This is a genomic window from Streptomyces sp. NBC_01260 (assembly GCF_036226405.1).
Classification (GTDB): Bacteria; Actinomycetota; Actinomycetes; order Streptomycetales; family Streptomycetaceae; genus Streptomyces; species Streptomyces laculatispora.
The window spans coordinates 5,871,474-5,891,496 of sequence record NZ_CP108464.1 but is presented as its reverse complement, the minus strand read 5'-3'; the positions used below and the strand labels follow the sequence as shown (position 1 = coordinate 5,891,496).

The 20,023-nt window shown below is 67.3% G+C and carries 20 protein-coding genes, 3 tRNA genes and 2 pseudogenes; 14 read left to right on the top strand and 11 right to left on the bottom strand.

All coding sequences use genetic code 11. The annotated features are described in order from the left end of the window. Window positions 1–89: 89 nt before the first annotated feature. From OG322_RS26160 to OG322_RS41650, 6 genes and pseudogenes are all read left to right on the top strand, one after another. A pseudogene (locus OG322_RS26160) lies at window positions 90–419 on the top strand (transposase); the annotation flags it as partial. A 406-nt stretch (window positions 420–825) separates the two neighbouring features. After that, window positions 826–1,817, top strand: a pseudogene (locus tag OG322_RS26155) (IS5 family transposase). A 337-nt stretch (window positions 1,818–2,154) separates the two neighbouring features. Beyond that, window positions 2,155–3,591, top strand: coding sequence for a group II intron reverse transcriptase/maturase (ltrA, locus tag OG322_RS26150; RefSeq protein WP_329307015.1), 1,437 nt, complete (start codon window positions 2,155–2,157; stop codon window positions 3,589–3,591). A 30-nt stretch (window positions 3,592–3,621) separates the two neighbouring features. Then, complete coding sequence (locus tag OG322_RS26145) at window positions 3,622–4,764, top strand: IS3 family transposase (RefSeq protein WP_329307014.1); 1,143 nt, start codon at window positions 3,622–3,624, stop codon at window positions 4,762–4,764. Next, a complete protein-coding gene (locus OG322_RS26140; protein WP_124286181.1) occupies window positions 4,670–6,115 on the top strand; it encodes an NF041680 family putative transposase in 1,446 nt (481 codons plus the stop codon). The genes OG322_RS26145 and OG322_RS26140 overlap by 95 nt, the downstream gene beginning before the upstream one ends. Further along, complete coding sequence (locus OG322_RS41650) at window positions 6,116–6,256, top strand: IS3 family transposase (RefSeq protein WP_443066600.1); 141 nt, start codon at window positions 6,116–6,118, stop codon at window positions 6,254–6,256. Between the two features lie 173 nt (window positions 6,257–6,429). Here OG322_RS41650 and OG322_RS26135 read toward each other — a convergent pair whose 3' ends face one another. After that, window positions 6,430–6,609, bottom strand: a complete 180-nt coding sequence (locus tag OG322_RS26135) for a hypothetical protein (protein ID WP_329307013.1) — start codon at window positions 6,607–6,609, stop codon at window positions 6,430–6,432. 566 nt (window positions 6,610–7,175) lie between these two features. On the opposite strand from OG322_RS26135, the gene OG322_RS26130 reads away from it, so the two are divergent. Both OG322_RS26130 and OG322_RS26125 read left to right on the top strand, forming a co-directional pair. Further along, window positions 7,176–7,598, top strand: coding sequence for a hypothetical protein (locus tag OG322_RS26130; RefSeq protein WP_329307012.1), 423 nt, complete (start codon window positions 7,176–7,178; stop codon window positions 7,596–7,598). Window positions 7,599–7,846: 248 nt separating this feature from the next. Next, the gene (locus tag OG322_RS26125) at window positions 7,847–8,800 is read left to right on the top strand and encodes an MraY family glycosyltransferase (protein ID WP_329307011.1); all 954 of its coding nucleotides are present in this window, start codon (window positions 7,847–7,849) and stop codon (window positions 8,798–8,800) included. On the opposite strand, the gene OG322_RS26120 is transcribed toward OG322_RS26125, so the two are convergent. The 7 genes from OG322_RS26120 to OG322_RS26090 all read right to left on the bottom strand — a co-directional run bounded on the left by OG322_RS26120 (window position 8,787) and on the right by OG322_RS26090 (window position 11,952). Further along, a complete protein-coding gene (locus OG322_RS26120) occupies window positions 8,787–9,041 on the bottom strand; it encodes a hypothetical protein (protein WP_329307010.1) in 255 nt (84 codons plus the stop codon). The genes OG322_RS26125 and OG322_RS26120 overlap by 14 nt on opposite strands. Window positions 9,042–9,607: 566 nt before the next feature. Further along, window positions 9,608–9,880 carry a hypothetical protein gene (locus OG322_RS26115; protein WP_329307009.1) on the bottom strand — a complete coding sequence of 91 codons (273 nt, stop codon included), beginning with the start codon at window positions 9,878–9,880 and terminating at the stop codon, window positions 9,608–9,610. Beyond that, window positions 9,877–10,278 (bottom strand): hypothetical protein, encoded by a 402-nt coding sequence (locus tag OG322_RS26110; protein WP_329307008.1) that lies wholly within the window; start codon window positions 10,276–10,278, stop codon window positions 9,877–9,879. Before OG322_RS26110 ends, OG322_RS26115 begins: the two co-directional genes overlap by 4 nt. 20 nt (window positions 10,279–10,298) lie before the next feature. After that, window positions 10,299–10,931, bottom strand: coding sequence for a hypothetical protein (locus tag OG322_RS26105; protein WP_329307007.1), 633 nt, complete (start codon window positions 10,929–10,931; stop codon window positions 10,299–10,301). After that, window positions 10,928–11,143 carry a hypothetical protein gene (locus tag OG322_RS26100; protein ID WP_329307006.1) on the bottom strand — a complete coding sequence of 72 codons (216 nt, stop codon included), beginning with the start codon at window positions 11,141–11,143 and terminating at the stop codon, window positions 10,928–10,930. Before OG322_RS26100 ends, OG322_RS26105 begins: the two co-directional genes overlap by 4 nt. Further along, entirely contained in the window at window positions 11,143–11,481 is a 339-nt protein-coding gene (locus tag OG322_RS26095) for a hypothetical protein (RefSeq protein WP_329307005.1), read from the bottom strand. The genes OG322_RS26100 and OG322_RS26095 overlap by 1 nt, the downstream gene beginning before the upstream one ends. 90 nt (window positions 11,482–11,571) lie before the next feature. Continuing rightward, complete coding sequence (locus OG322_RS26090; protein WP_329307004.1) at window positions 11,572–11,952, bottom strand: helix-turn-helix domain-containing protein; 381 nt, start codon at window positions 11,950–11,952, stop codon at window positions 11,572–11,574. Between OG322_RS26090 and OG322_RS26085 the strand changes: the two genes are divergently transcribed. Continuing rightward, the gene (locus OG322_RS26085) at window positions 11,922–12,323 is read left to right on the top strand and encodes a hypothetical protein (protein ID WP_329307818.1); all 402 of its coding nucleotides are present in this window, start codon (window positions 11,922–11,924) and stop codon (window positions 12,321–12,323) included. The genes OG322_RS26090 and OG322_RS26085 overlap by 31 nt on opposite strands. Window positions 12,324–12,510: 187 nt before the next feature. Then, window positions 12,511–13,347, top strand: coding sequence for a hypothetical protein (locus OG322_RS26080; protein ID WP_329307003.1), 837 nt, complete (start codon window positions 12,511–12,513; stop codon window positions 13,345–13,347). Between the two features lie 322 nt (window positions 13,348–13,669). Here OG322_RS26080 and OG322_RS26075 read toward each other — a convergent pair. The 3 genes from OG322_RS26075 to OG322_RS26065 form a co-directional block, all read right to left on the bottom strand. Next, window positions 13,670–13,743 (bottom strand) — tRNA-Ile (locus OG322_RS26075). Window positions 13,744–13,988: 245 nt separating this feature from the next. After that, window positions 13,989–14,061: transfer RNA gene (locus tag OG322_RS26070), tRNA-Asn, on the bottom strand. 5 nt (window positions 14,062–14,066) lie between these two features. Then, window positions 14,067–14,139, bottom strand: a tRNA-Asn gene (locus OG322_RS26065). A 181-nt stretch (window positions 14,140–14,320) separates the two neighbouring features. Between OG322_RS26065 and OG322_RS26060 the strand changes: the two genes are divergently transcribed. From OG322_RS26060 to OG322_RS26045, 4 genes are all read left to right on the top strand, one after another. Then, window positions 14,321–14,620, top strand: coding sequence for a YtxH domain-containing protein (locus OG322_RS26060; RefSeq protein ID WP_123470782.1), 300 nt, complete (start codon window positions 14,321–14,323; stop codon window positions 14,618–14,620). Between the two features lie 67 nt (window positions 14,621–14,687). Next, window positions 14,688–16,133 carry an FGGY family carbohydrate kinase gene (locus OG322_RS26055; protein WP_329307002.1) on the top strand — a complete coding sequence of 482 codons (1,446 nt, stop codon included), beginning with the start codon at window positions 14,688–14,690 and terminating at the stop codon, window positions 16,131–16,133. 197 nt (window positions 16,134–16,330) lie between these two features. Beyond that, window positions 16,331–18,064 (top strand): ABC transporter ATP-binding protein, encoded by a 1,734-nt coding sequence (locus tag OG322_RS26050; RefSeq protein WP_124283961.1) that lies wholly within the window; start codon window positions 16,331–16,333, stop codon window positions 18,062–18,064. Then, complete coding sequence (locus OG322_RS26045) at window positions 18,064–19,995, top strand: ABC transporter ATP-binding protein (RefSeq protein WP_123470789.1); 1,932 nt, start codon at window positions 18,064–18,066, stop codon at window positions 19,993–19,995. Before OG322_RS26050 ends, OG322_RS26045 begins: the two co-directional genes overlap by 1 nt. Window positions 19,996–20,023: the final 28 nt, after the last annotated feature.

The window sequence follows — 20,023 nt, the reverse complement described above, 5'->3', positions numbered from 1 at the left end:
TCACACACGTGCGGGTCAGTCTTCACACATGAATGCGACATGGATGGCACCCGCGCTGGGCGGCGGCGCGGGCCTGAGGTTCCCCCGAGATGCGGTGGGTGGTGACAGCGGGTCAGATGGGTCTCATGAGAGGAACTCTGGCCATGGCTGCACCGAGGAAATACCCGCAGGAGTTGCGTGATCGTGCGGTGGGGATGTACCGCTCCGTCGACCCGAAGCCGCAGATCAAGCGGCTGGCAACCGATCTCGGGGTGCATCCCGAGGCCCTGCGCGGCTGGATCCGCCAGGCCGAGGCCGATGCCGGCGAGCGTGAGGACCGGCCGACCACCGCCGAGCGCGAGGAACTCGCGGCCCTGCGCAAGGAGAATGCCCAGCTCAAGCGGGCGAACGAGATCCTGCGGACGGCCTCGGCTTTTTTCGCGGCCCAGCTGTGCGCCACGAGGCGCGATGTTGATCGAGAGGTGGTGAAAGACCACTTCCGTCGGGCCGTCGTAGCGGCCTGATCGAAGCTTGGGGGCAGCCCGATCCGGGGAACGCCGGTGAGGGTGGCAAGCGGCCCCGACGAAGGCGGGACGTGCTGGAACTGCCAGACGGTGCGGGCCCGTTCAGCAAGGTCAGAAGGTGTAGCGAGAGCGAACCAGTGGTGGACGCCCCGTAACAGCGAAGCCGGGTCAAATCTGGCGGATATGGGCCGGTGTGCAGTGCGTGAGGTCCGGGCCTTCGGTCTGGGTCTCAACTCCGAAGCCGTTTAGGGCGTGTATCGGGTCGTGATCAATCTGTGGGTTTTGTTCTCGTGGAGCGGGTGGATCGGGTAGTCCGGTGTGTATGACACGGCGGCAACTGACGGACCAGGAGTGGGAGTACGTCGAGCCGTACCTGCCGATCGGCGAGTACGGTCCGTATCCCGCACGACTTCGGCAGCAGTTCGAGGGCGTGATCTGGAAGTTCCGCTCGGGAGCGCAGTGGCGGGAGATGCCGGCCGAGTTCGGCCCGTGGTCCACCGTGCACAACCGCTTCCGGCAGTGGCGGGACGCCGGAGTCTTCGAGACCCTGCTGGAAGGGCTGATCGCGCAGGCGGCCGCGCGGGGTGAGGTGGACCTCTCCCTGGTCAGCGTGGACTCCACCACCGCCCGGGCCCACCAGGACGCGGCCGGTATGCGTCTGGCCCCCGGCGTGCTCGACGCCCTGGAGAAGGCCGCGGAGGAAGAGAAGGTCCGGTCAAAGGGGGCACCGAAGAAGAACAAACCGGACCGGGCGCCGATGGCGTCGCCGCGCGAAGACGCCTCCGGCACCGCCGCAAGCTCCGGTTGAAAGCCGCCCTGCTCGGACGCTCGCGGGGCGGCCAGACCAGCAAGGTACACATCGCCTGCGACCGCAAGTGCCGACCGCTCGTACTGACCCTGACCGTGGGCCAGGCCGCCGACAGCCCGCAGTTCATCCCGGTCCTGGACAAGCTGCGGGTCCGCGGCCCGGCCGGCCGACCCCGCACCCGGCCCGGCGCCGTCGCCGGCGACAAGGCGTACTCCTCCCGCGGCAACCGCGCCTACCTGCGCAGACGAAACATCAAGGCTGTCATCCCTGAGAAGAAGGACCAGACCACCCACCGGAAGAACAAGGGCCGCCAGGGCGGCCGACCCCTCACCCACGACACCGACCTGTACAAGGAACGCAACACTGTCGAGCGCCTGATCAACAAGCTCAAGGCGTGGCGCGGCATCGCCACCCGCTACGACAAGACCCCCGAGAGCTACCTTGCCGGCCTGCAACTGCGTGCCTCGATGATCTGGATCAAAGACCTCACCCGGACCGTCGATTGATCCCGACTCGATACACGCCCTAGTTGTGTCGGTGGGGAGGTCACGTCGAAGGTCTGCGGCGTAGACGTGGCGATGCTGCCGGGGTAGAGCTGGGCGCCTCCCTGACCGATCGATCACATGGTGAACGTGGGAACCATCCGCGGTCGCCCTTCTGTTGGACAGCCAGTTCAGCGGTGGGCAGGTCCGTTGCCGATTGAGGGCCGTGGGATGGGGCGGAGGTCCCGTAGTAGTCGCGGGCGTGACGACCCGTCGTGGAGGCCGTGAGAGACGGCCGCAGGGCGAAGGGGGCCAGCAAGTCAGCAGTTGAGGTTGCTGGAATATTGGGAGGTTTTCGCTGGTGAATACCGACGAACTGGAGCGCGCCATATATGTGGCGGAGCGACGGGTACTGAATATCCAGACCAAGCTGCACCGTTGGGCTCGTGATGATTCTCATCGCAGGTTCGACGACCTCTATAACCTCGTTTCCGACCCCGGTTTCCTTCTGGTGGCCTGGGATCGGGTGCGGGGCAACAAGGGTGCCCGCACGGCTGGAGTGGATGGGCGCACGGCGCGTTCCGTCGAGGCCGGGCAGGGCGTCGGGGATTTTCTCGACGGACTGCGGTCGCAGTTGAAGGACCGTAGTTTCCGCCCGCTACCAGTGCGGGAGCGCATGATCCCGAAGGTGGGCGGGAAGCTCCGCCGTCTGGGGATCGCGACTGTCACCGACCGGGTGGTCCAGGCATCTTTGAAACTGGTATTGGAGCCGATTTTCGAGGCGGATTTCCTCCCGTGTTCCTACGGGTTCCGCCCGAATCGCCGGGCTCATGACGCGGTAGCCGAGGTGCGCTATCTCTCTTCGCGGCCACGCAATTACGAGTGGATCGTCGAGGGAGACATCACGGCCTGTTTCGATGAAATCTCACATCCGGCCCTGATGGACCGGGTACGGCATCGAGTTGGGGACAAACGCGTCCTGGCCCTGGTGAAGGCCTTCCTCAAATCGGGCATCCTCGGTGAGGACCGCCTGCTGAGGGAGACCACTGCCGGAACCCCGCAAGGGTCGATTCTCTCGCCCTTGCTCAGCAACGTGGCACTGTCGGTCCTGGACGAGTACATAGCCCAGGCGCCGGGAGGCCCGGGTGCTGGGAAGGTGGACCGTGCCAGACGGCACCGCCATGGTCTGCCCAACTACCGCCTTGTTAGGTACGCGGACGACTGGTGCCTGATGGTCTTCGGCTCGAAGGCTGACGCCGAGGTCCTGCGCGAGGAAATCGCTGAGGTCTTGTCCACGATGGGCCTGCGTCTATCACCGGAGAAGACCTTGATTACCCATATCGATGAGGGACTGGACTTTCTCGGGTGGCACATCCAGCGTCACCGCAAGAGAGGGACCAGTCAGTACTACGTCTATACCTACCCTGCGAAGAAGGCTGTCCAGGCCGTGAAGCGGAAGGTCAAGATGCTGTGCCGAGAGGTCGAAGTGAACCAGCCGCTGGATGACCTGCTGCGTCGGCTGAATACGGCGTTGCGGGGCTGGTGTGCTTACTTCCGGCCCGGGGTGTCCTCCGCGACTTTCGCTTATCTGAGCCACTACACGTGGCAGACGGTATGGCGTTGGATGCGGCGTAAACACCGCCGGTCCACGTGGAAGGAACTCCGTCACCGCTATTGCGGCGGCGGATGGTGGCCCGCCAGCGAGGACAGGGAGCTGTTCGATCCTGAGAAGGTAGGCACGACCCGCTACCGATATCGAGGTTCGATAATTCCGGCTCCCTGGCCCATCGCGGGATGAGGATGTCCAACACGCGGCCAATTTCGGGGCTTGTGGAGAGCCCGGTGCATTGAGAGGTGCCCGCCGGGTTCGGGAAGCGGTCCGGGGAAACGGGCCGGTCGAAAGGCCGGAACCGCGCCCCGGGCCGACTTTCACCGACCCGACCCGGCCCAGGTAACGGCGCTCTTCACCGAGCACCCGCACCTGGAGGTCGAGCCCACCCTCCGGGAACTGCACATCGCCTCCTCCACCTACTACCGCTGGCGCCGCGCCGAGAAGCAACCGTGCGAACGGATCCGCCAGGACGTCGAGCTCACCGACCGGATCCGCGAGATCCACACCGATTCCGGTGGGATCTACGGCTCACCGCGCGTGCATGCCGTCCTCAAACGCGAGGGCGTCCACGTGGGCCGCAAACGCGTCGAGCGATTGATGCGGGAGGCCGATCTCGCGGGCCTCAGCCCACGCCGCAGCAGCTTCACGCGCCGGGACCCCAAGGCCACCCTGGCCCCGGACCTGGTCGAGCGGGACTTCACCGCGCCCGCGCCGAACCGGCTGTGGGTCACCGACCTCACCATGATCACCACGACTGAGGGTCCGCTGTGGCTCTCGGCGATCCGGGATGCCTTCTCGCGCCGGGTGGTGGCCTGGGAAACCTCCGCCCGCGCGGACGCCGACCTGGTTCTGTCCTGCCTCGAGTACGCGCTGGCCAGCCGGGACGTGGAGCCCGGCCGACTGATCCATCACGCCGACCACGGCTGTCAATACACGTCCGTGAAGCTCACAACACGGCTGTTGCGGGCAGGAATTGCGGCTTCCATGGGCTCGGTCGGGGACTCGTACGATAACGCTCTCGCCGAGAATTTATGGATGCTGATCAAGACTGAATGCGTCCGCGGTCGCGTCTTCGCCACGAGGGCCGAGGCGAACCTGGCGCTCTTCGAGTACATCGACGGTTTCTACAACTTGTTATTTATGGTCCGGATTCGAACATCGAGTAGGACACCGTCACCCACCTGGGCCTTTGCCGGGCAGGCGGACGGCCTCCGCATGAGCATGCGTTCTGTCACCGAACCGCACTCATACGAAGGCCGCAGGGGTGAGTCTGCTGCATCACGATGCTTGGCACGAGGCACTCGACTTCACGTCACACTTCCGGGAGGACTTCTACGCGTCCCTGACCCGGCGTGGTGACACTCTGTTCGAGCTCACGGACGCGATGCTCTGCGAGAACGGACCGGTGACCTCGCCGGTCGACCTGACGCTGCTGGCCGAACACCGGCGCGGGCACGGCGCGTTGTACGACGCGCTGAACTGCGGGCGTATCGACGTGGACGGGTTGCGGCACGCTCTGGCCGTGCTGCCGCAGCCCAAGGCCGCCGACAACCGGATCGTCCTCGCGGTCGACGTGACCCACTGGCTGCGGCCCGACGCCCCGTGCAGCCCGGACCGGCTGTTCTGCCACGTCTACGGACGCAGCGGGCGCTCCAGCGACCAGCTCGTGCCCGGCTGGCCGTACTCGTTCGTCGCCGCGCTGGAGACCGGCCGCACCTCCTGGTGCCAGCTCCTGGACGCGAGGCGGCTCGGCCCCGATGACGACGTTGCTGAGGTCACCGCGGTCCAGGTTCGCCGCGTGGTCACCGACCTGATCGACGCAGGCCAGTGGGAGCCCGGCGACCCGGACGTCCTGATCGTCCTCGACGCCGGCTACGACGCCCCGCGCCTGGCCCACCTCCTCGTGGGTCTGCCTGTCGAGGTTCTGGGCCGGATGCGTTCCGACCGTGTCATGCGACGCCCGGCGCCGCCCCGCACCCGCCGGGCCGGCCGCCCGACCCGGCACGGAGCAGCGTTCCGCTTCTCCGATCCGGACACCTGGGGCGCCCCGGACGTGGAAACCGTGCAGGTCACCGACCGCTACGGCACCGCTCGGGCTGTGTCCTTCGACCGTCTCCATCCACATCTGACCACCCGCTGTGCATGGATCGACCACACCGGCGAGCTCCCCATCATCGAGGGCACCCAGATCCGCCTGACGGTCGACAGGCTGCCCAGCGGCCAGGACCCGCAGCCGGTCTGGCTGTGGTCCTCGAAGACCGGCATGACCGGCGAGGATGTCGATCTGCGCTGGCAGGCATTCCTCCGCCGCTTCGACATCGAGCACACCTTCCGCATGATCAAGCAGACGCTCGGCTGGACCCGCCCCAAGCTCCGCACCCCCGAGGCCGCGGACCGCTGGACGTGGCTCGTGATCGCGGCCCACACCCAGCTCAGGCTCCTCCGCGAGGCCGCCGCCGACCTCCGTCGCCCGTGGGAGAAGCGAACGGAGCCCGCCCGGCTCACCCCGGCCCGCGTCCGCCGGGGATTTCGCAACCTCCGCCCGCACCTGCACAGTCCTGCCCGTGCACCGAAATCCTCAACGCCCGGCCCAGGACGCCCAGTTGGCTCGAAGAACCGCCATCCCGCCACCCGCCACGATGTGGGCAAAACGACCAGACGCCCCGAGAGCATCACTGAACGCAATCAGCTCAAAGTTCGCAAAGGTTAAATCTTAAGCTACAACAGCCGGCGGATCCAGAAACGACTCGGCTACCTCAGTCCCGTCGAGTTCGAGGAGAAGCACTACGCCAACCAGGCGACGACCGAACGAACGAACCTGAAGCCTCGTCAACCTGTACTGACCAGCTGATCAGCACCTCCCGCACGCCGGGGGAACCTCAGTGTCGGAAGTCGACCGAACCTGAGTGGCGGACGCGCGACGACCCCGACCGGGAATATGCCGGTCGGGTTCGTTGCGCATCGCCACGCCGAGGGGCGGCGCTCTCCAGCACAGGGAGCTGGGCGCTCCGCGTGCACGCCGTTTCAGACAGTGCGGCGCATACGGATGCAGCGGAGCGCGATGATCGCGACGAGGGTCGTGACAACCGGGTGGAGCCGTTCGTCCTGGTAGAGCAGGTACCAGACGGCGCCTGACACCACAATGTCCGAGAGTCGGGGGCGCGTCCACGTGACTTCGAAGCCGCGCCAGCTCTGTGGTTCCATGGGTGAGGTCCTCGCTTCTCGATCTGCGCGATCAGGGGTATGGACGTCATCGGAGGCCGCCCTGCCCGGCGGCCTCCGTCGTCTTGTCGCCGACAGTACGGGGCGAGGCATGGAGTTGACGCCGTGAGGATTTTTCTTTGGCCACCTCCCCCAATACGCCGGACGTCCCTATGTATTGGGGTCGCTCGTGCTGTTCTGTAGGTAAAGCTAAAGACGCTGACCTGCGCTTTTGCCGCCCCATCCGCGCGGATGGAATGTGTGTGCGACCTTTTCGATCCGGCTGGCCAGCAAGAAGTGCCTTGACAGGCGCATTTCCAACCGGGATGATCATTACGTCTGCAGCAAATCGCACGTGCATTCGATCCAAAGGAGGGGTTAAGGGAGGGATGCACCGCGCGTGCACACTACCTATCCCGTGATCTCCACTTCATTCGCCTGCCACGTGCACGGCGCTGAGGCTGCCTCAGCGCCGGCGACATCACCCAAGAGGGGCTCCCGGCCGGGATGCCTGCAAGCAATGGCCGAAAGCCCCTCAAATCGGAACACCACATCTAGAGGGATGTATTATGCGCTCCTTCCTCAGTATAAGCACAAAGCGATGGTCTGTAGCACTGGGCGCCGCAGCTACGGCAACCCTGCTGGCCGTCTCGCCCGCAACTGCGGCAGGGAACACCGTCCTGGTCTACACCAGCGATGGCCCTGGCACTCTGGGCGCTAAGGCGATCTCCCACGGTGCCGGGGATCCGGAGTTCTTCGAGGTGTGTGACACCAAGGCCGACGGCATGAGGGCCTGGGCGCAGTTCACCTGGGACGGGAGCACGGTGACGCTGGAAGACGCTGACGGAGCCACGGACTTCTGCCAGAACCCCAATCCGCACGCCACATCGCGGCAAATTCCCGAGGGGCGGACGATCAACGTCAAGGTATGCCTCAGGGACGGTGCCAGCGGACCACTGAAGAGCTGCGGATACATCACAGGCAAGTCGTAGCTCTATACTGCACCAGTAGTTCGGAGGTGGCCGTCGATATAACGGCCACCTCCGAAGGGCAGCTTCAGGAGCGTATAATTGTGCGTGAGTACCTTCTTATTGCGTGTGTTGCGGCAGGCGTCACTTTCGTGCTGACCAACCCTATCCGGCATCTTGCGGTTGCAACAGGGTGGGTAATTGCCGTGCGAGCGCGGGACGTGCACGAGACCCCCATTCCGAGAGTGGGGGGCATCGCTATGTTCGGAGGAATGCTCGCGGCACTCGTACTCACTGAGAACCTGCCTAGATTCCAGCAAGGTCCGGATTTGCAGAACCTTCGGGCAATCCTTCTCGGTGCTCTGATTGTTTGGCTAGCCGGCGTAGTAGACGACAAGCTCGAACTTTCAGCCCTTACCAAGATAGGTGCCCAGCTCATTGCCGCTGGCGTTATGGTCTATCAAGGACTTGCGATCCTCTGGCTTCCCATCCCCGGCGTTGGCATAGTTGCCCTTTCGCCTGCAATCAGCGCCCTGCTGACGGTGACTGCTCTCTTGGTGGCGATCAACGCGGTGAATTTCATCGATGGCCTTGACGGGCTGGCGGCTGGCGTGGTGGCGATCTCTGGCTGTGCGATGTTCCTGTATTGCTATCGACTCTGGTTTAGCTACGGAATAGAGTCTGCCGCACTCGCAGTAGTGATTTCGGCCGCCACGACTGGAATATGCCTAGGATTCTTGTGCCACAATGTCCATCCAGCCCGAACGTTTATGGGTGACTCCGGCGCAATGCTATTGGGCCTACTGCTTTCTGGAGCATGCACATCTTTTCTTAGTCAAGCAGACCCCGATGCGCTGATCCAGCAGTTCGGAGGCGAAAAAGCTACTGTGAAATCTGCGCTTCCCATGTATTTGCCCCTGATTCTTCCGGCGGCCGTAATGGCTCTCCCTCTAGCAGATTTGGTTCTAGCTGTACTGCGACGGATTTGGCGCGGGCAGTCACCGTTTTCCGCCGATCAGGGGCATCTGCATCATCGTTTGTTGCGGATCGGGCACTCGCACCCTCGGTCAGTCCTCATTATGTGGATTCTGTCGGCCCTGCTCTCATTTGGCTTCCTCGCCTACTCGGTTCTCCCTGTAACCGGTACGGCACTGTCGATCTTGGTGCTAGGCGGAGGAGGGGGGCTAATTTTGGTGCGCACAAAGGCAAAGATCAGTGGTCAATAATGATGCTAATTGCGACAACCATCAAAAGGGCCACGCCGACAATCCAGCCCAACACCGCCCCTTTCTCGGAATGGGCTCGGTACCGTCGGTCCTCGAACGCCTCCTCTCTATCGGCGATGCGTTCGTGAATTTCCGCTGCGGACGGATCCTCTGCGAGCTCTTCCCGCGCAATCCGCACGAGTCGAGCAAGGTCCCGATCTGAAAGCCGCCCCTTTGGGGTGGCCGTAGAATCGTCACTCATTGCATACCTCACATGCTGCCGTTGAGTTTCTGTACATCGCTTCGCCGTCCAGCCCGCCTGATCTCATCAGCAAGGAAGTTGAATACGGTTCCACTTTAGCAAAATGCGATAGCTATGATAGTAATTACATCAAGCCGTGACAATGCTTGTACGGACTCGTACGGTGCCACCTGGGAGTATGGTCGCGCCGCTTATCCTTCGCGCCGGTAGGGAACTGCCGGGTGACACGGTGACAGCCGGATTTTCAGCCATGCACCCGAGTAAAGCCCCCTCAGCTGCCGTGCAAGTAGAGGATGAGGCTGATCTCCACATCCGGCTTCTACCCGCCGGACGCCGACCGCTAACTACGGCCCGTGGCACATCTTAGCCCCGCTCGACCTCTGACGCTCCTATCTGACTCTTTCGCCCGTCCACCCCGGCGGTCTATGACGGGCGGAGGCGCACGGTACGGATGGGGCCGTCGGGCCCCCCTCTCCGTGCCGACGCTGTCGTGGTTCATCCCCCAACACCCCTGCGGGCTCTCGGTAGTGCAGCCGAGGGGCTGGGTGAGGTGGCGGGCAACGGCCTCACCCTGGGCCGTGATCTCGGCGAGCGGGCTGCGGGCTTGCTGGCGGGCGGCCTGCCGGGGCCTTCATGCGGGCGACCATCTGAGCGTCGGTCGGCCGCTCCCAGCTGTGCGCACCCATGCCGTGCATGGCCGGGTCGTGGCCGCACCAGCGGCAGCCGAAGGGCGGGGGCGGTGTGCCGTCGGGCCACCGGATCGGGCCCCGGCGCAGGCCGGTCACAGGGTCGGCCGACACAAAGGCCAGCCAGCGGACGGGGCGTGTGCGGGTGTTCATGCGTGGCTCTCTTCCTGATCGCCCGTGCGGGGGCGGTCGGTGTATGCGTAGGTGTGGGTTCCTCGGCCGGCAGCGGCGAGGGCGCGGGCCACGAGGCGGCCGGTGTGGCGTCGGGCGGCCTCGTCGTGGCCGAGCTCGGCGACGTCGCGGAGGACGTCCTCGAGGGGCGGGCCGTCGGGCTGTTGGGTTCGGCGGCGGCCGGAGCAGAACAGGCAGACGCCGCCACGAGTCGGGTCGGTCGGGCCGTTGGGGTGCTGGGTGCAGCCGGAGGCGGGGCCCTGGGCGGTACGGCTCAGGCGGCGGGCCTCGTCGACGGCACGGGCGACGATGTCGAGCTGCTCGTCCGTCGCGGTCGACGGGTCGAGGCGCTGCCCGTAGCTGCCGAGGGCGAGCAGCACGCGTCCGACGTTCCCGCAGGTCAGTCCGGCGTACCGGCAGGTGGTACGCGCCAGCCGTTGGCGGCGGCCAGGACGACCCCGGCCGGGCTGTCCGGCGCCGGAGGCACCGGAGCGTCGCGGAGGACGACCGCAGCCGGACCGCCGACCGACACCGGGAGGGGCCGCTCCCGCGACTCCATCAGCACCGCAGGGTGCGAGTCGGTGTGGCCGCACGGGTTGGTCCAGCGGTCGGCGTCGACGATCACACCGTTCACGGGGAACCGGTAGGGCCTGACGGTGTCGAAGCCGCGCGGGCCCCCGCACCGCAGGCAGCGGGTCGACACGGTGACGGTCACGATGCCGGCACCGCCCCCCTCACCCTGGTTGACGACGCGGACGACCATCCGGTCGGGGAGCTCCGGGACCGGCTCGTCGCCGCCGACGTACCGCACCCACAGGGCGTATCCGTCGTCGTGCATGGCCTGGTACGCCTCGAACTCCCCGGCCGGGGTGTACGGGTCCTTCCGGCCCACGGGGATCTGCTGGGCGAGGAGCTTGGCCGTCATGCTGCTCGGGTAGAGACCGGCCATCAGCCAAGTACCGCGCTCCTCGCGGGCGTTGACGGCGGCGGCGACGTGGTCGGGCCGGGCGCGGTAGACGCTGCGGGACTTCATCGGTCGCCACCTCCGCGCGGCCCGGGGATGGCGGCGGAGATCCGCAGCCGGGTCCGGGTGTGCCTGGGGTGGCTCAGGACGTCGGAGCAGTGACGGCAGTCGGCGATGCGGTGCGCCTCCTCGGCCGGTGCGGTCGCCCGTCGGTACGACAGGATCGACAGCGGGACCAGGAACGCACAGGCCGCCATGGCGGCGAGGATCAGGGAGCCCATCACCGGCCACCCACGGCAGGGGCGACAGTGCCCAGCGCCCGGGGAGCGGGCGGCGCGGTGTACGTCGCCCAGATCTCGACGGGCACGCCCGCCCAGACGACGGCGAGTTCGGCGAAGCCGCTGCCGTCCTGGTCGACCCGCACTCGCACGGGCGTGCCGCCGAGGATGCCGGCGCACTCGTCGACGACACCGCCGCGACCGACCCCGGCGGTCTGCTGACCGCGCAGGATGCCGATGCTGTCGACGGTCCACGTCAACACGGACAGTTCGGGATGCGCCCCCAGGAGGGCGACAAGCACGATGGCCGCGCCCAGTTGCGGACTAGCATTCGCTGGCAAGGTGAAACCTCGATTCACAGTCATTGAGGTGTTGCCTGGTGAGCGGGGCCGTCCGAAGACCGGTGCATGGTCTGGGCGGCCCCGTCGCCGTCAGGACCCGGCGCGGACATCTCCGGCCGTAGGCGCAGAAGGCCCGTCCTGAGTCGGCGAGTTGAGAACAGAACCCCCGAGAACGGGCCGCATGCCGGCCGGGCCGTCGACTTCGCGCTTCGCCTCCAGCACAACCAGCGGGCAATTGAGCACCGCCGCGATGTCCTGGAGCTTCGAAGGAATGGCGTTGCGCCGTCCGGCCTCGATGTCACACAGCAGCTGTTCGCTGAAACCACAGGCCTCAGCGAGGGCCCGCTTCGTCAGCCCCGCCTTCTCCCGGGCGTACGTGACCGCCTTCGGCTCGTGGTTAAGCGGAGCGCCACGAGGGCGCCGTTTGGGCTGGTGGTTGCATGAATGAGAAGTCGCGTCCCGAGCCCCCACCGGAGGCCGCGCTGATCACAGCCGCCCTCAAGAGATCCGGCCTCACGGCCCGCCAAGCAGCCAAGGAGTCGGGTCTCAGTGACGCCCGCTGGCGGCAGATCGTCACCGGATACCAGTCCGTCAGCGGCTCGTACCTACCGGTCCGCGCACCTGACGACCGGCTCGCCCTGATGGCCCGTGTCGTCGACGTCACCTCGGAGCAACTCCGCGAGGCAGGGCGGGGCGAGGCAGCCACCGAGCTGGAGGAGCTGCTCGCCGCCGCACCGTCAAGGCCGACAGGTCAGTACGCGCCACCCCTGGACGCGGTCACCGCGATCATGGCGGCCCTCCCCCCCCCCCCCCCCCCCCCCCCGACGAACAGGAGGAAGTAATCCGGCGACTTGGCCTCACGACGCCCCCCTCTAACTCGAACGAGGGAGCGCCCGAACACCGGCACCACCGAGCAGGGTGACGCATGTCACGGAACGGTCACGAGTTGAACTAACGACCAAAAAGCATGTGCCCCAGGCAAACAATCGGTCCACAACCCGTAACAGCCCGTATATGTAAGGGGAAAATGTGGCCGATGTTGTTGCCGTCCTGCTCTCCGGCGTCCTAGGGGCCGTCGTCCTCGCGGGCGCCTTGCTCCACAAGGCACACCAGCGCGACCGCGCACGAATCACTCAACTCAGCGCCGAACTGGCGGCGCAAAAGATCGCCGCCCTCACCTTCGGTGGACCGCCGACCCTCCTCCCGCAGGAGGAGCCGGAACCGGTCCGCCGCAAGAAGCACCTCGGGCTCTACATCGGCGGCGGCGTCGCCGCCTTTCTGGCCTCCACCGGCGAACAGATCCGCCACGCCTGGCACGGCCACCGCACCGCGACTACCGCGACCGTCACGGTCGCCGCGGCCTCCGTCGCCGCAGTCGGCGCCTTTGCGCTGACCTCAAGCGACGGCCAGCCCCCTGCCGCCGTCGTCCCCTCGTCCAGCGGACTCGGCAAGCCGGACCCGGAAGCCGGTGGCGATGCGGCTGACAACGATGCCTCCGACATCGAGCTGGCCGACGAGGGCCCCCGTCGAGACGCTGAGCTCCTGGACGTCAACAACCTCTCTGTGGTGCCCTCGCCCCTCCTCGCCCCCACGCCCCGGGCGACCGGCACAGCGCCCACACTGCGGGTCGGCACCGAGCAGCAGGCAGGCCAGGATGCTGGCACGCCCGCGGAGACGCCCGCCCCCGGTGAGTCGCCCTCTGCCTCCGCGCCGGGCACCCAGGCCCCGACCCCTGCGCCCGAAACGCCCGACCAGCAGGCGACGCCGACGCCGTCGCCCTCGCCAACGGTCCCTCAGCAGACGCCGCCGCAGTGCACCATCGGCGTCGCGCTCCCACCCCTGCTCGATCTCTGCCTCGCCAAGTAGCTGCCCGCCTGCCCCGGATCGCACGGGGAGGCCGCCCGCAAGCACCGATACTTCGGGCGGCCGGGCGAGCAGGCGAACACCGAGGACACCGGTAGAACCTCCGACGCGACCGCGTCGAGCCCGCCCGCCACAGGGCGAGGAGCGGCTCCTCACTCGACCGTCCGTGCGAGACGCGTCAACCACCCTCCTTCTGAGACTCCCCCGACACTTCGGGTGAGCATCGGGTGAGCAGGTGATCATGGAGCAACAAAAAAGGCCCCCGCGGATGCGGGGGCCTACCTGTTGTTGCTGGTCAAACGGGTGAAAGGTTCCCGCTACACGGTGGGGCGGGTGGGACTCGAACCCACGGCCGACGGATTATGAGTCCGCTGCTCTAACCGGCTGAGCTACCGCCCCGTTTCGGCGTGGCGCGTACAAGTGTGCGCGCCGTCTGCCGCAGCATAGCCGGTCATACGATCTCTCGCTCCGGGTGCCCGGGTACTCGTGACCATGAAGACCGCGCTGCTCCCTGCCCGGTTCCGGACGGCGTGAAGTTGACGCGAAAGAGTCACGCCGGCCCCACGCGCACCACCGGACCGGACCTCCCGAGGACCGGTTCCGGGCACACGAAAAAGGACCCCGCAGGGCCCTCTTCCGTTCCGCTCCCCCGACTGGACTCGAACCAGTAACCCTCCGGTTAACAGCCGAATGCTCTGCCAATTGAGCTACAGGGGATCGCGCTCCCCCGACTGGACTCGAACCAGTAACCTGCCGGTTAACAGCCGGCTGCTCTGCCAATTGAGCTACAGGGGATTGCTGCGTTGCCTCGGACGACACCTGCCTGGCGGCTGCCGGGCGGCGGACGTTCGCTGCGACACATACATTAGCGCAAGCAGGGGGGTGCTTTGCCAATCGGTATCGGCCGGGGTGATCTCCTGCGCCCCCGGGTAGGCGAGCAGCACACGTCGCACGGAGTGAAGGAAGGGTGGCAGCCATGCGGTACCGGCTCACGTTCATCGCCGGAGTGGCCCTCGGTTACGTGCTCGGCACGCGTGCCGGGCGCGAGCGCTACGAGCAGCTGAAGAAGTCCGCACGCCAGTTCGCCCAGAACCCGGCCGTGCGCAACACCTGCGAGTCCGCGGCCCAGAGCGGCCGCGAGTTCGCCGGAAAGGCCTACCACGCGGTGGGCGACAAGGTCGGCGAGAAGGTGCCCGCGTCCGTGGCGGACCGGGTGCGGTCGCTGCGCGGGCGCGGGGCGAACGGCGAGGACGACTGGGGAACGACCAACACCTGAGGCCGCCTCGTCACGTCTGCCGCACCGCCGGTGCAGGAGCGCTCCGGCGGTGCGGCAGAATCTGTGTATGGGCATAGTCGCCGGCTTGGACAGTTCTTCCGCCTTCACGCACATCGTGGTCTGCGATACGGACACGGGTGCCGTACTGCGCCAGGGGTACGCCGCACACCCCATGGAGGCGAAAGCCACCGAGGTCGACCCGCAGGTGTGGCTGCTCTCACTCGGTGAGGCGGCCACCGGCGGGCTGCTGGAAGGCGTGCAGGCCATCGGCGTGTCCGCGCAGCAGCACGGGCTCGTGCCGCTGGACCGCCAGGGCAATCTCGTACGTCCGGCGCTGCTCGGCAACGACAAGCGGGCGCAGGTCGCCGCGGCCGATCTGATCGACGGGCTGGGCGGGCGGCAGGCCTGGGCCGAGGCGGTCGGGGCGGTGCCGCAGGCCGCTCAGCCGGTGTCGAAGCTGCGCTGGCTGGCGCGGACCGAGCCGGAGATGGCGCAGCGGGTCGCCGCCGTGCTGCAGCCGCACGACTGGCTGGTGTGGCAGCTGCTGGGCCGCCCGGCCCGGCGGACCACCGACCGGGGTGCCGCGTCCGGGACCGGTTACTGGTCGGCGGGCAGCGAGTCCTACCGGCCGGAGCTGGTGGAGCTGGCGCTCGGCCGGCAGGCGGCGCTGCCCGAGGTACTCGGTCCCTGCGAAGCGGCCGGGACGACGCCCGAGGGGCTGCTGATCTCGGCGGGTACCGGCGAGACGATGGCGGCGGCGTTCGGGCTCGGGGTCGGGGTCGGCGACGCCGTGGTGTCGCTGGGGGCCTCGGGTTCGGTGATGGCGGTGCACCACGAGGCGCTGGCCGACCCGACCGGGATGATCACCTCGTTCGCGGATGCCACCGGGATGCACCTGCCGGTGGTCCACACGTCGAACGCGGTACGCGCGCTGCGCGGCACCGCCGAGATGCTGGGCGTGGAGGGTCTGGAGGAGCTGTCGGCACTGGCGCTGAAGTCGACGCCGGGCGCCTCGGGGCTGGTGCTCCTGCCGTATCTGGAGGGTGAGCGGACCCCGAATCTGCCGCACACCGCGGGAACGCTGAGCGGGCTGCGGCGCGAGTCGATGAAGCCGGAGCACCTTGCGCGGGCCGCGTTCGAGGGGATGCTCTGCTCGCTGGCCGACGCACTGAACGTGCTGCGCGGCCGCGGGGTCGAGGTGCGGCGGGTGTTCCTGCTGGGCGCCGCCGCCGAGCTGCCGGCCGTACAGGCGCTCGCGCCCATGCTGCTGGGGACGCAGGTGGTCGTGCCGGAGCCGGCCCAGTACGCGGCACTCGGTGCGGCCCGGCAGGCGGCCTGGGCGCTGGGGGTCTCGCAGGGGTCGCTCGATCCGCGCACTCCCCCGGTCTGGCAGGACGCCGCGGCACAGGTGCTGGATCCCGGCGAGGAGCTGTCGGTCGGTCAGGCGGTGCGCCAGCAGTACGTGGCGACGCGGGACCAGATCCACCCCGGGGCGTTCGACGCCGCGCGCTGATACGCCTGCCGTTCCACGCCGCATGCCGGGGCGCCTGCCCTCGGTGACGCGGCCGGGCGGCGGTGCGGGGTTCGACGGCAAAATTATGGACCCGGTCTTTTTTTTGACCTGGACTTGAATAAAAACGTTCGCGGTCCCGGTGGGCGGTGCCGGAAAATAGGTCGACTCCCGACCTATGCCGACTCCGAGAGACACGCGTGCTCATAAAACTCCTGCGGGCCTACCTCGGTCCGTACAAGAAGCCGATCGCGCTGCTGGTGGTCTTCCAGCTGCTCCAGACCTCCGCCGCCCTCTATCTGCCCACCCTGAACGCCGACATCATCGACCACGGTGTCGTCAAGGGGGACACGGACTACATCCTTCAGTACGGCGGCGCCATGATCGTCGTCAGCATCGCCCAGGTGGTCTGCAACATCGGGGCCGTCTACATCGGTGCCCGTACCGCGTCCGCCCTCGGCCGCGATGTCCGGGCATCGGTCTTCGACCGGGTCCAGTCGTTCTCCGCGCGCGAGCTCGGCCGGTTCGGCGCCCCTTCGCTGATCACCCGTACGACCAATGACGTCCAGCAGGTCCAGATGCTGGTCCTGATGACGTTCACGCTGATGGTCTCGGCACCGATCATGTGTGTCGGCGGCATCATCATGGCGCTCGGCCAGGACGTCCCGCTGTCCGCGGTGCTCCTCGCGGTGGTGCCGGTCCTCGGGATCGCGGTGAGTCTGATCGTGAAGCGGATGCGTCCGCTGTTCCGCACGATGCAGGAGCGGCTCGACACGGTGAACCGGGTGCTGCGCGAGCAGATCACCGGCAACCGGGTCATCCGCGCCTTCGTCCGCGACGGCTACGAGGAGGAGCGCTTTCGCGGTGCCAACACCGAGCTGACGGACGTGGCACTGTCCACCGGCCGGCTGATGGCACTGATGTTCCCGACCGTGATGACCGTCGTGAACGTGTCGTCGATCGCCGTCGTCTGGTTCGGCGCGCACCGGATCGACAGCGGCGGGATGCAGATCGGGGCGCTGACCGCGTTCCTCTCCTATCTGATGCAGATCGTCATGTCGGTGATGATGGCCACCTTCATGTTCATGATGGTGCCGCGCGCCGAGGTCTGTGCCGAGCGCATCCAGGAGGTCCTGGAGACCGATTCCAGCGTGGTGCCGCCGGTCGATCCGGTGACCGAACTGCGCGCCCACGGGCACCTGGAGGTCCGCGGTGCGGACTTCCGCTACCCCGGTGCCGAGGCGTCGGTGCTGCGGTCGGTGAATCTGGTGGCCCGGCCCGGCGAGACGACCGCGATCATCGGGTCGACGGGCAGCGGCAAGTCGACGCTGCTCGGCCTCGTACCCCGGCTGTTCGATGTGACGGACGGCCAGGTGCTGGTCGACGGGACGGACGTACGGACACTGGATCCGGCGCTGCTGGCCAAGACCGTGAGCCTGGTCCCGCAGAAGCCGTATCTGTTCTCCGGAACGGTCGCGACCAATCTGCGGTACGGGAACCCGGACGCGACCGACGAGGAGCTGTGGCACGCGCTGGAGGTCGCCCAGGCCAAGGAGTTCGTCGAGGGTCTGGAGCACGGTCTCGACGCACCGATCGCGCAGGGCGGCACCAATGTCTCCGGCGGTCAGAGGCAGCGCCTGTCGATCGCCCGGACGCTGGTCCAGCAGCCGGAGATCTACCTCTTCGACGACTCGTTCTCCGCGCTGGACTACACCACGGACGCCGCGCTGCGCGCCGCGCTGCTGCGGGAGACCGCCGCCGCGACCGTGGTGATCGTCGCACAGCGGGTGTCCACCATCCGCGACGCCGACCGGATCCTGGTGATGGACGAGGGCCGGGTCGTCGGCTCCGGCAGTCATCACGAGCTGATGGACGGCAATGAAACCTACCGGGAGATCGTGCTCTCCCAACTGACGGAAGCGGAGGCCGCGTAATGGCAGGGCCTGGCGGACGCATGATGGCGGGCGGGGCGCCGACCGAGCGGTCCATGGACTTCAAGGGCTCCACGAAGCGGCTGCTGAAGCGCTTCGCCTCGGAGCGGACCACCCTGTACGTGATGCTGGTGGCCGGTGCGCTGAGCGTGGCGCTCTCGGTGGTCGGCCCGAAGATCCTCGGCAAGGCCACCGACCTGGTGTTCGCCGGGGTCATCGGCCGGCAGATGCCGGAGGGGACCACCAAGGAGCAGGCCATCGCGGGCCTGCACAAGACCAACAGCGGCCTGGCCGACATGCTCTCCAAGGTGGACTTCACCCCGGGCAAGGGCATGGACTTCGACGCGATCGGCCATGTGCTGCTGGCCGCGCTGATCACGTACGTCGGTGCCGGGCTGCTGATGCTGGTGTCGACGCGGCTGTCGATCCGGGTGATCAACCGCGTCGTCTTCCAGATGCGCGAGGACATCCAGACGAAGCTGTCGCGGCTGCCGCTGTCGTACTTCGACCGTCAGAAGCGCGGCGAGGTGCTCAGCCGGGCGACGAACGACATAGACAACATCTCGCAGACGATGCAGCAGACGATGGGCCAGCTCATCAACTCGGTGCTGACCATCATCGGCGTGCTGATCATGATGTTCTGGATCTCGCCGCTGCTGGCGCTCGTCGCCCTGGCGACGGTGCCGCTGTCGGTGGTCGTGGCGACCAAGGTGGGCAAGCGCTCGCAGCCGCAGTTCGTCCAGCAGTGGAAGGTGACGGGCAGGCTCAACGCCCACATCGAGGAGATGTACACCGGGCACACCCTGGTGAAGGTCTTCGGCCGGCAGGAGGAGTCCGCGCGGGACTTCGCCGAGCAGAACGACGCGCTCTACGAGGCCGGGTTCAAGGCGCAGTTCAACAGCGGGATCATGCAGCCGCTGATGATGTTCGTGTCGAACCTGAACTATGTGCTGATCGCCGTGATCGGCGGGCTGCGGGTCGCCTCCGGTGCGCTGTCGATCGGTGATGTGCAGGCCTTCATCCAGTACTCGCGGCAGTTCTCCATGCCGCTGACCCAGGTCGCCTCGATGGCGAACCTGGTGCAGTCCGGGGTGGCGTCGGCCGAGCGGATCTTCGAGCTGCTGGACGCCGAGGAGCAGGACGCCGATCCCGCACCGGGCAAGGGCGCGCACCCGGAGGAGCTGCGCGGCAGCGTCTCGCTGGAGCACGTCTCGTTCCGCTACGACCCGGAGAAGCCGCTCATCGAGGACCTGTCGCTGAGTGTCGAACCCGGTCACACGGTCGCGATCGTCGGCCCGACCGGTGCGGGCAAGACGACGCTGGTCAATCTGCTGATGCGGTTCTACGAGGTGACGGGCGGCCGGATCGCCCTGGACGGGGTGGACGTCGCGACGATGTCGCGCGACGACCTGCGGTCGGGGATCGGCATGGTCCTCCAGGACACCTGGCTGTTCGGCGGGACCATCGCGGAGAACATCGCGTACGGCGCGTCGGGCGAGGTCGGCCGGGAGCAGATCGAGGAGGCGGCGCGGGCGGCCCACGCCGACCGCTTCATCCGCACCCTGCCGGACGGCTACGACACGGTGATCGACGACGAGGGCACCGGCGTCAGCGCGGGTGAGAAGCAGCTGATCACCATCGCGCGGGCGTTCCTGTCCGACCCGGTGATACTGGTGCTCGACGAGGCGACCAGCTCGGTCGACACCCGTACCGAGGTGCTGATCCAGAAGGCGATGGCGCGCCTGGCGCACGGTCGTACGAGCTTCGTGATCGCGCACCGGCTCTCCACCATCCGGGACGCCGACGTCATCCTGGTGATGGAGAACGGCTCGATCGTCGAACAGGGCACGCACGACGAGCTGCTGGAGGCGCACGGCGCGTACGCCCGGCTGTACGCGGCCCAGTTCGCGCAGGCGGTCGCCGAGGTCGACTGAGCGGCGTCGCGGCTGCCCCGGCGCGGGT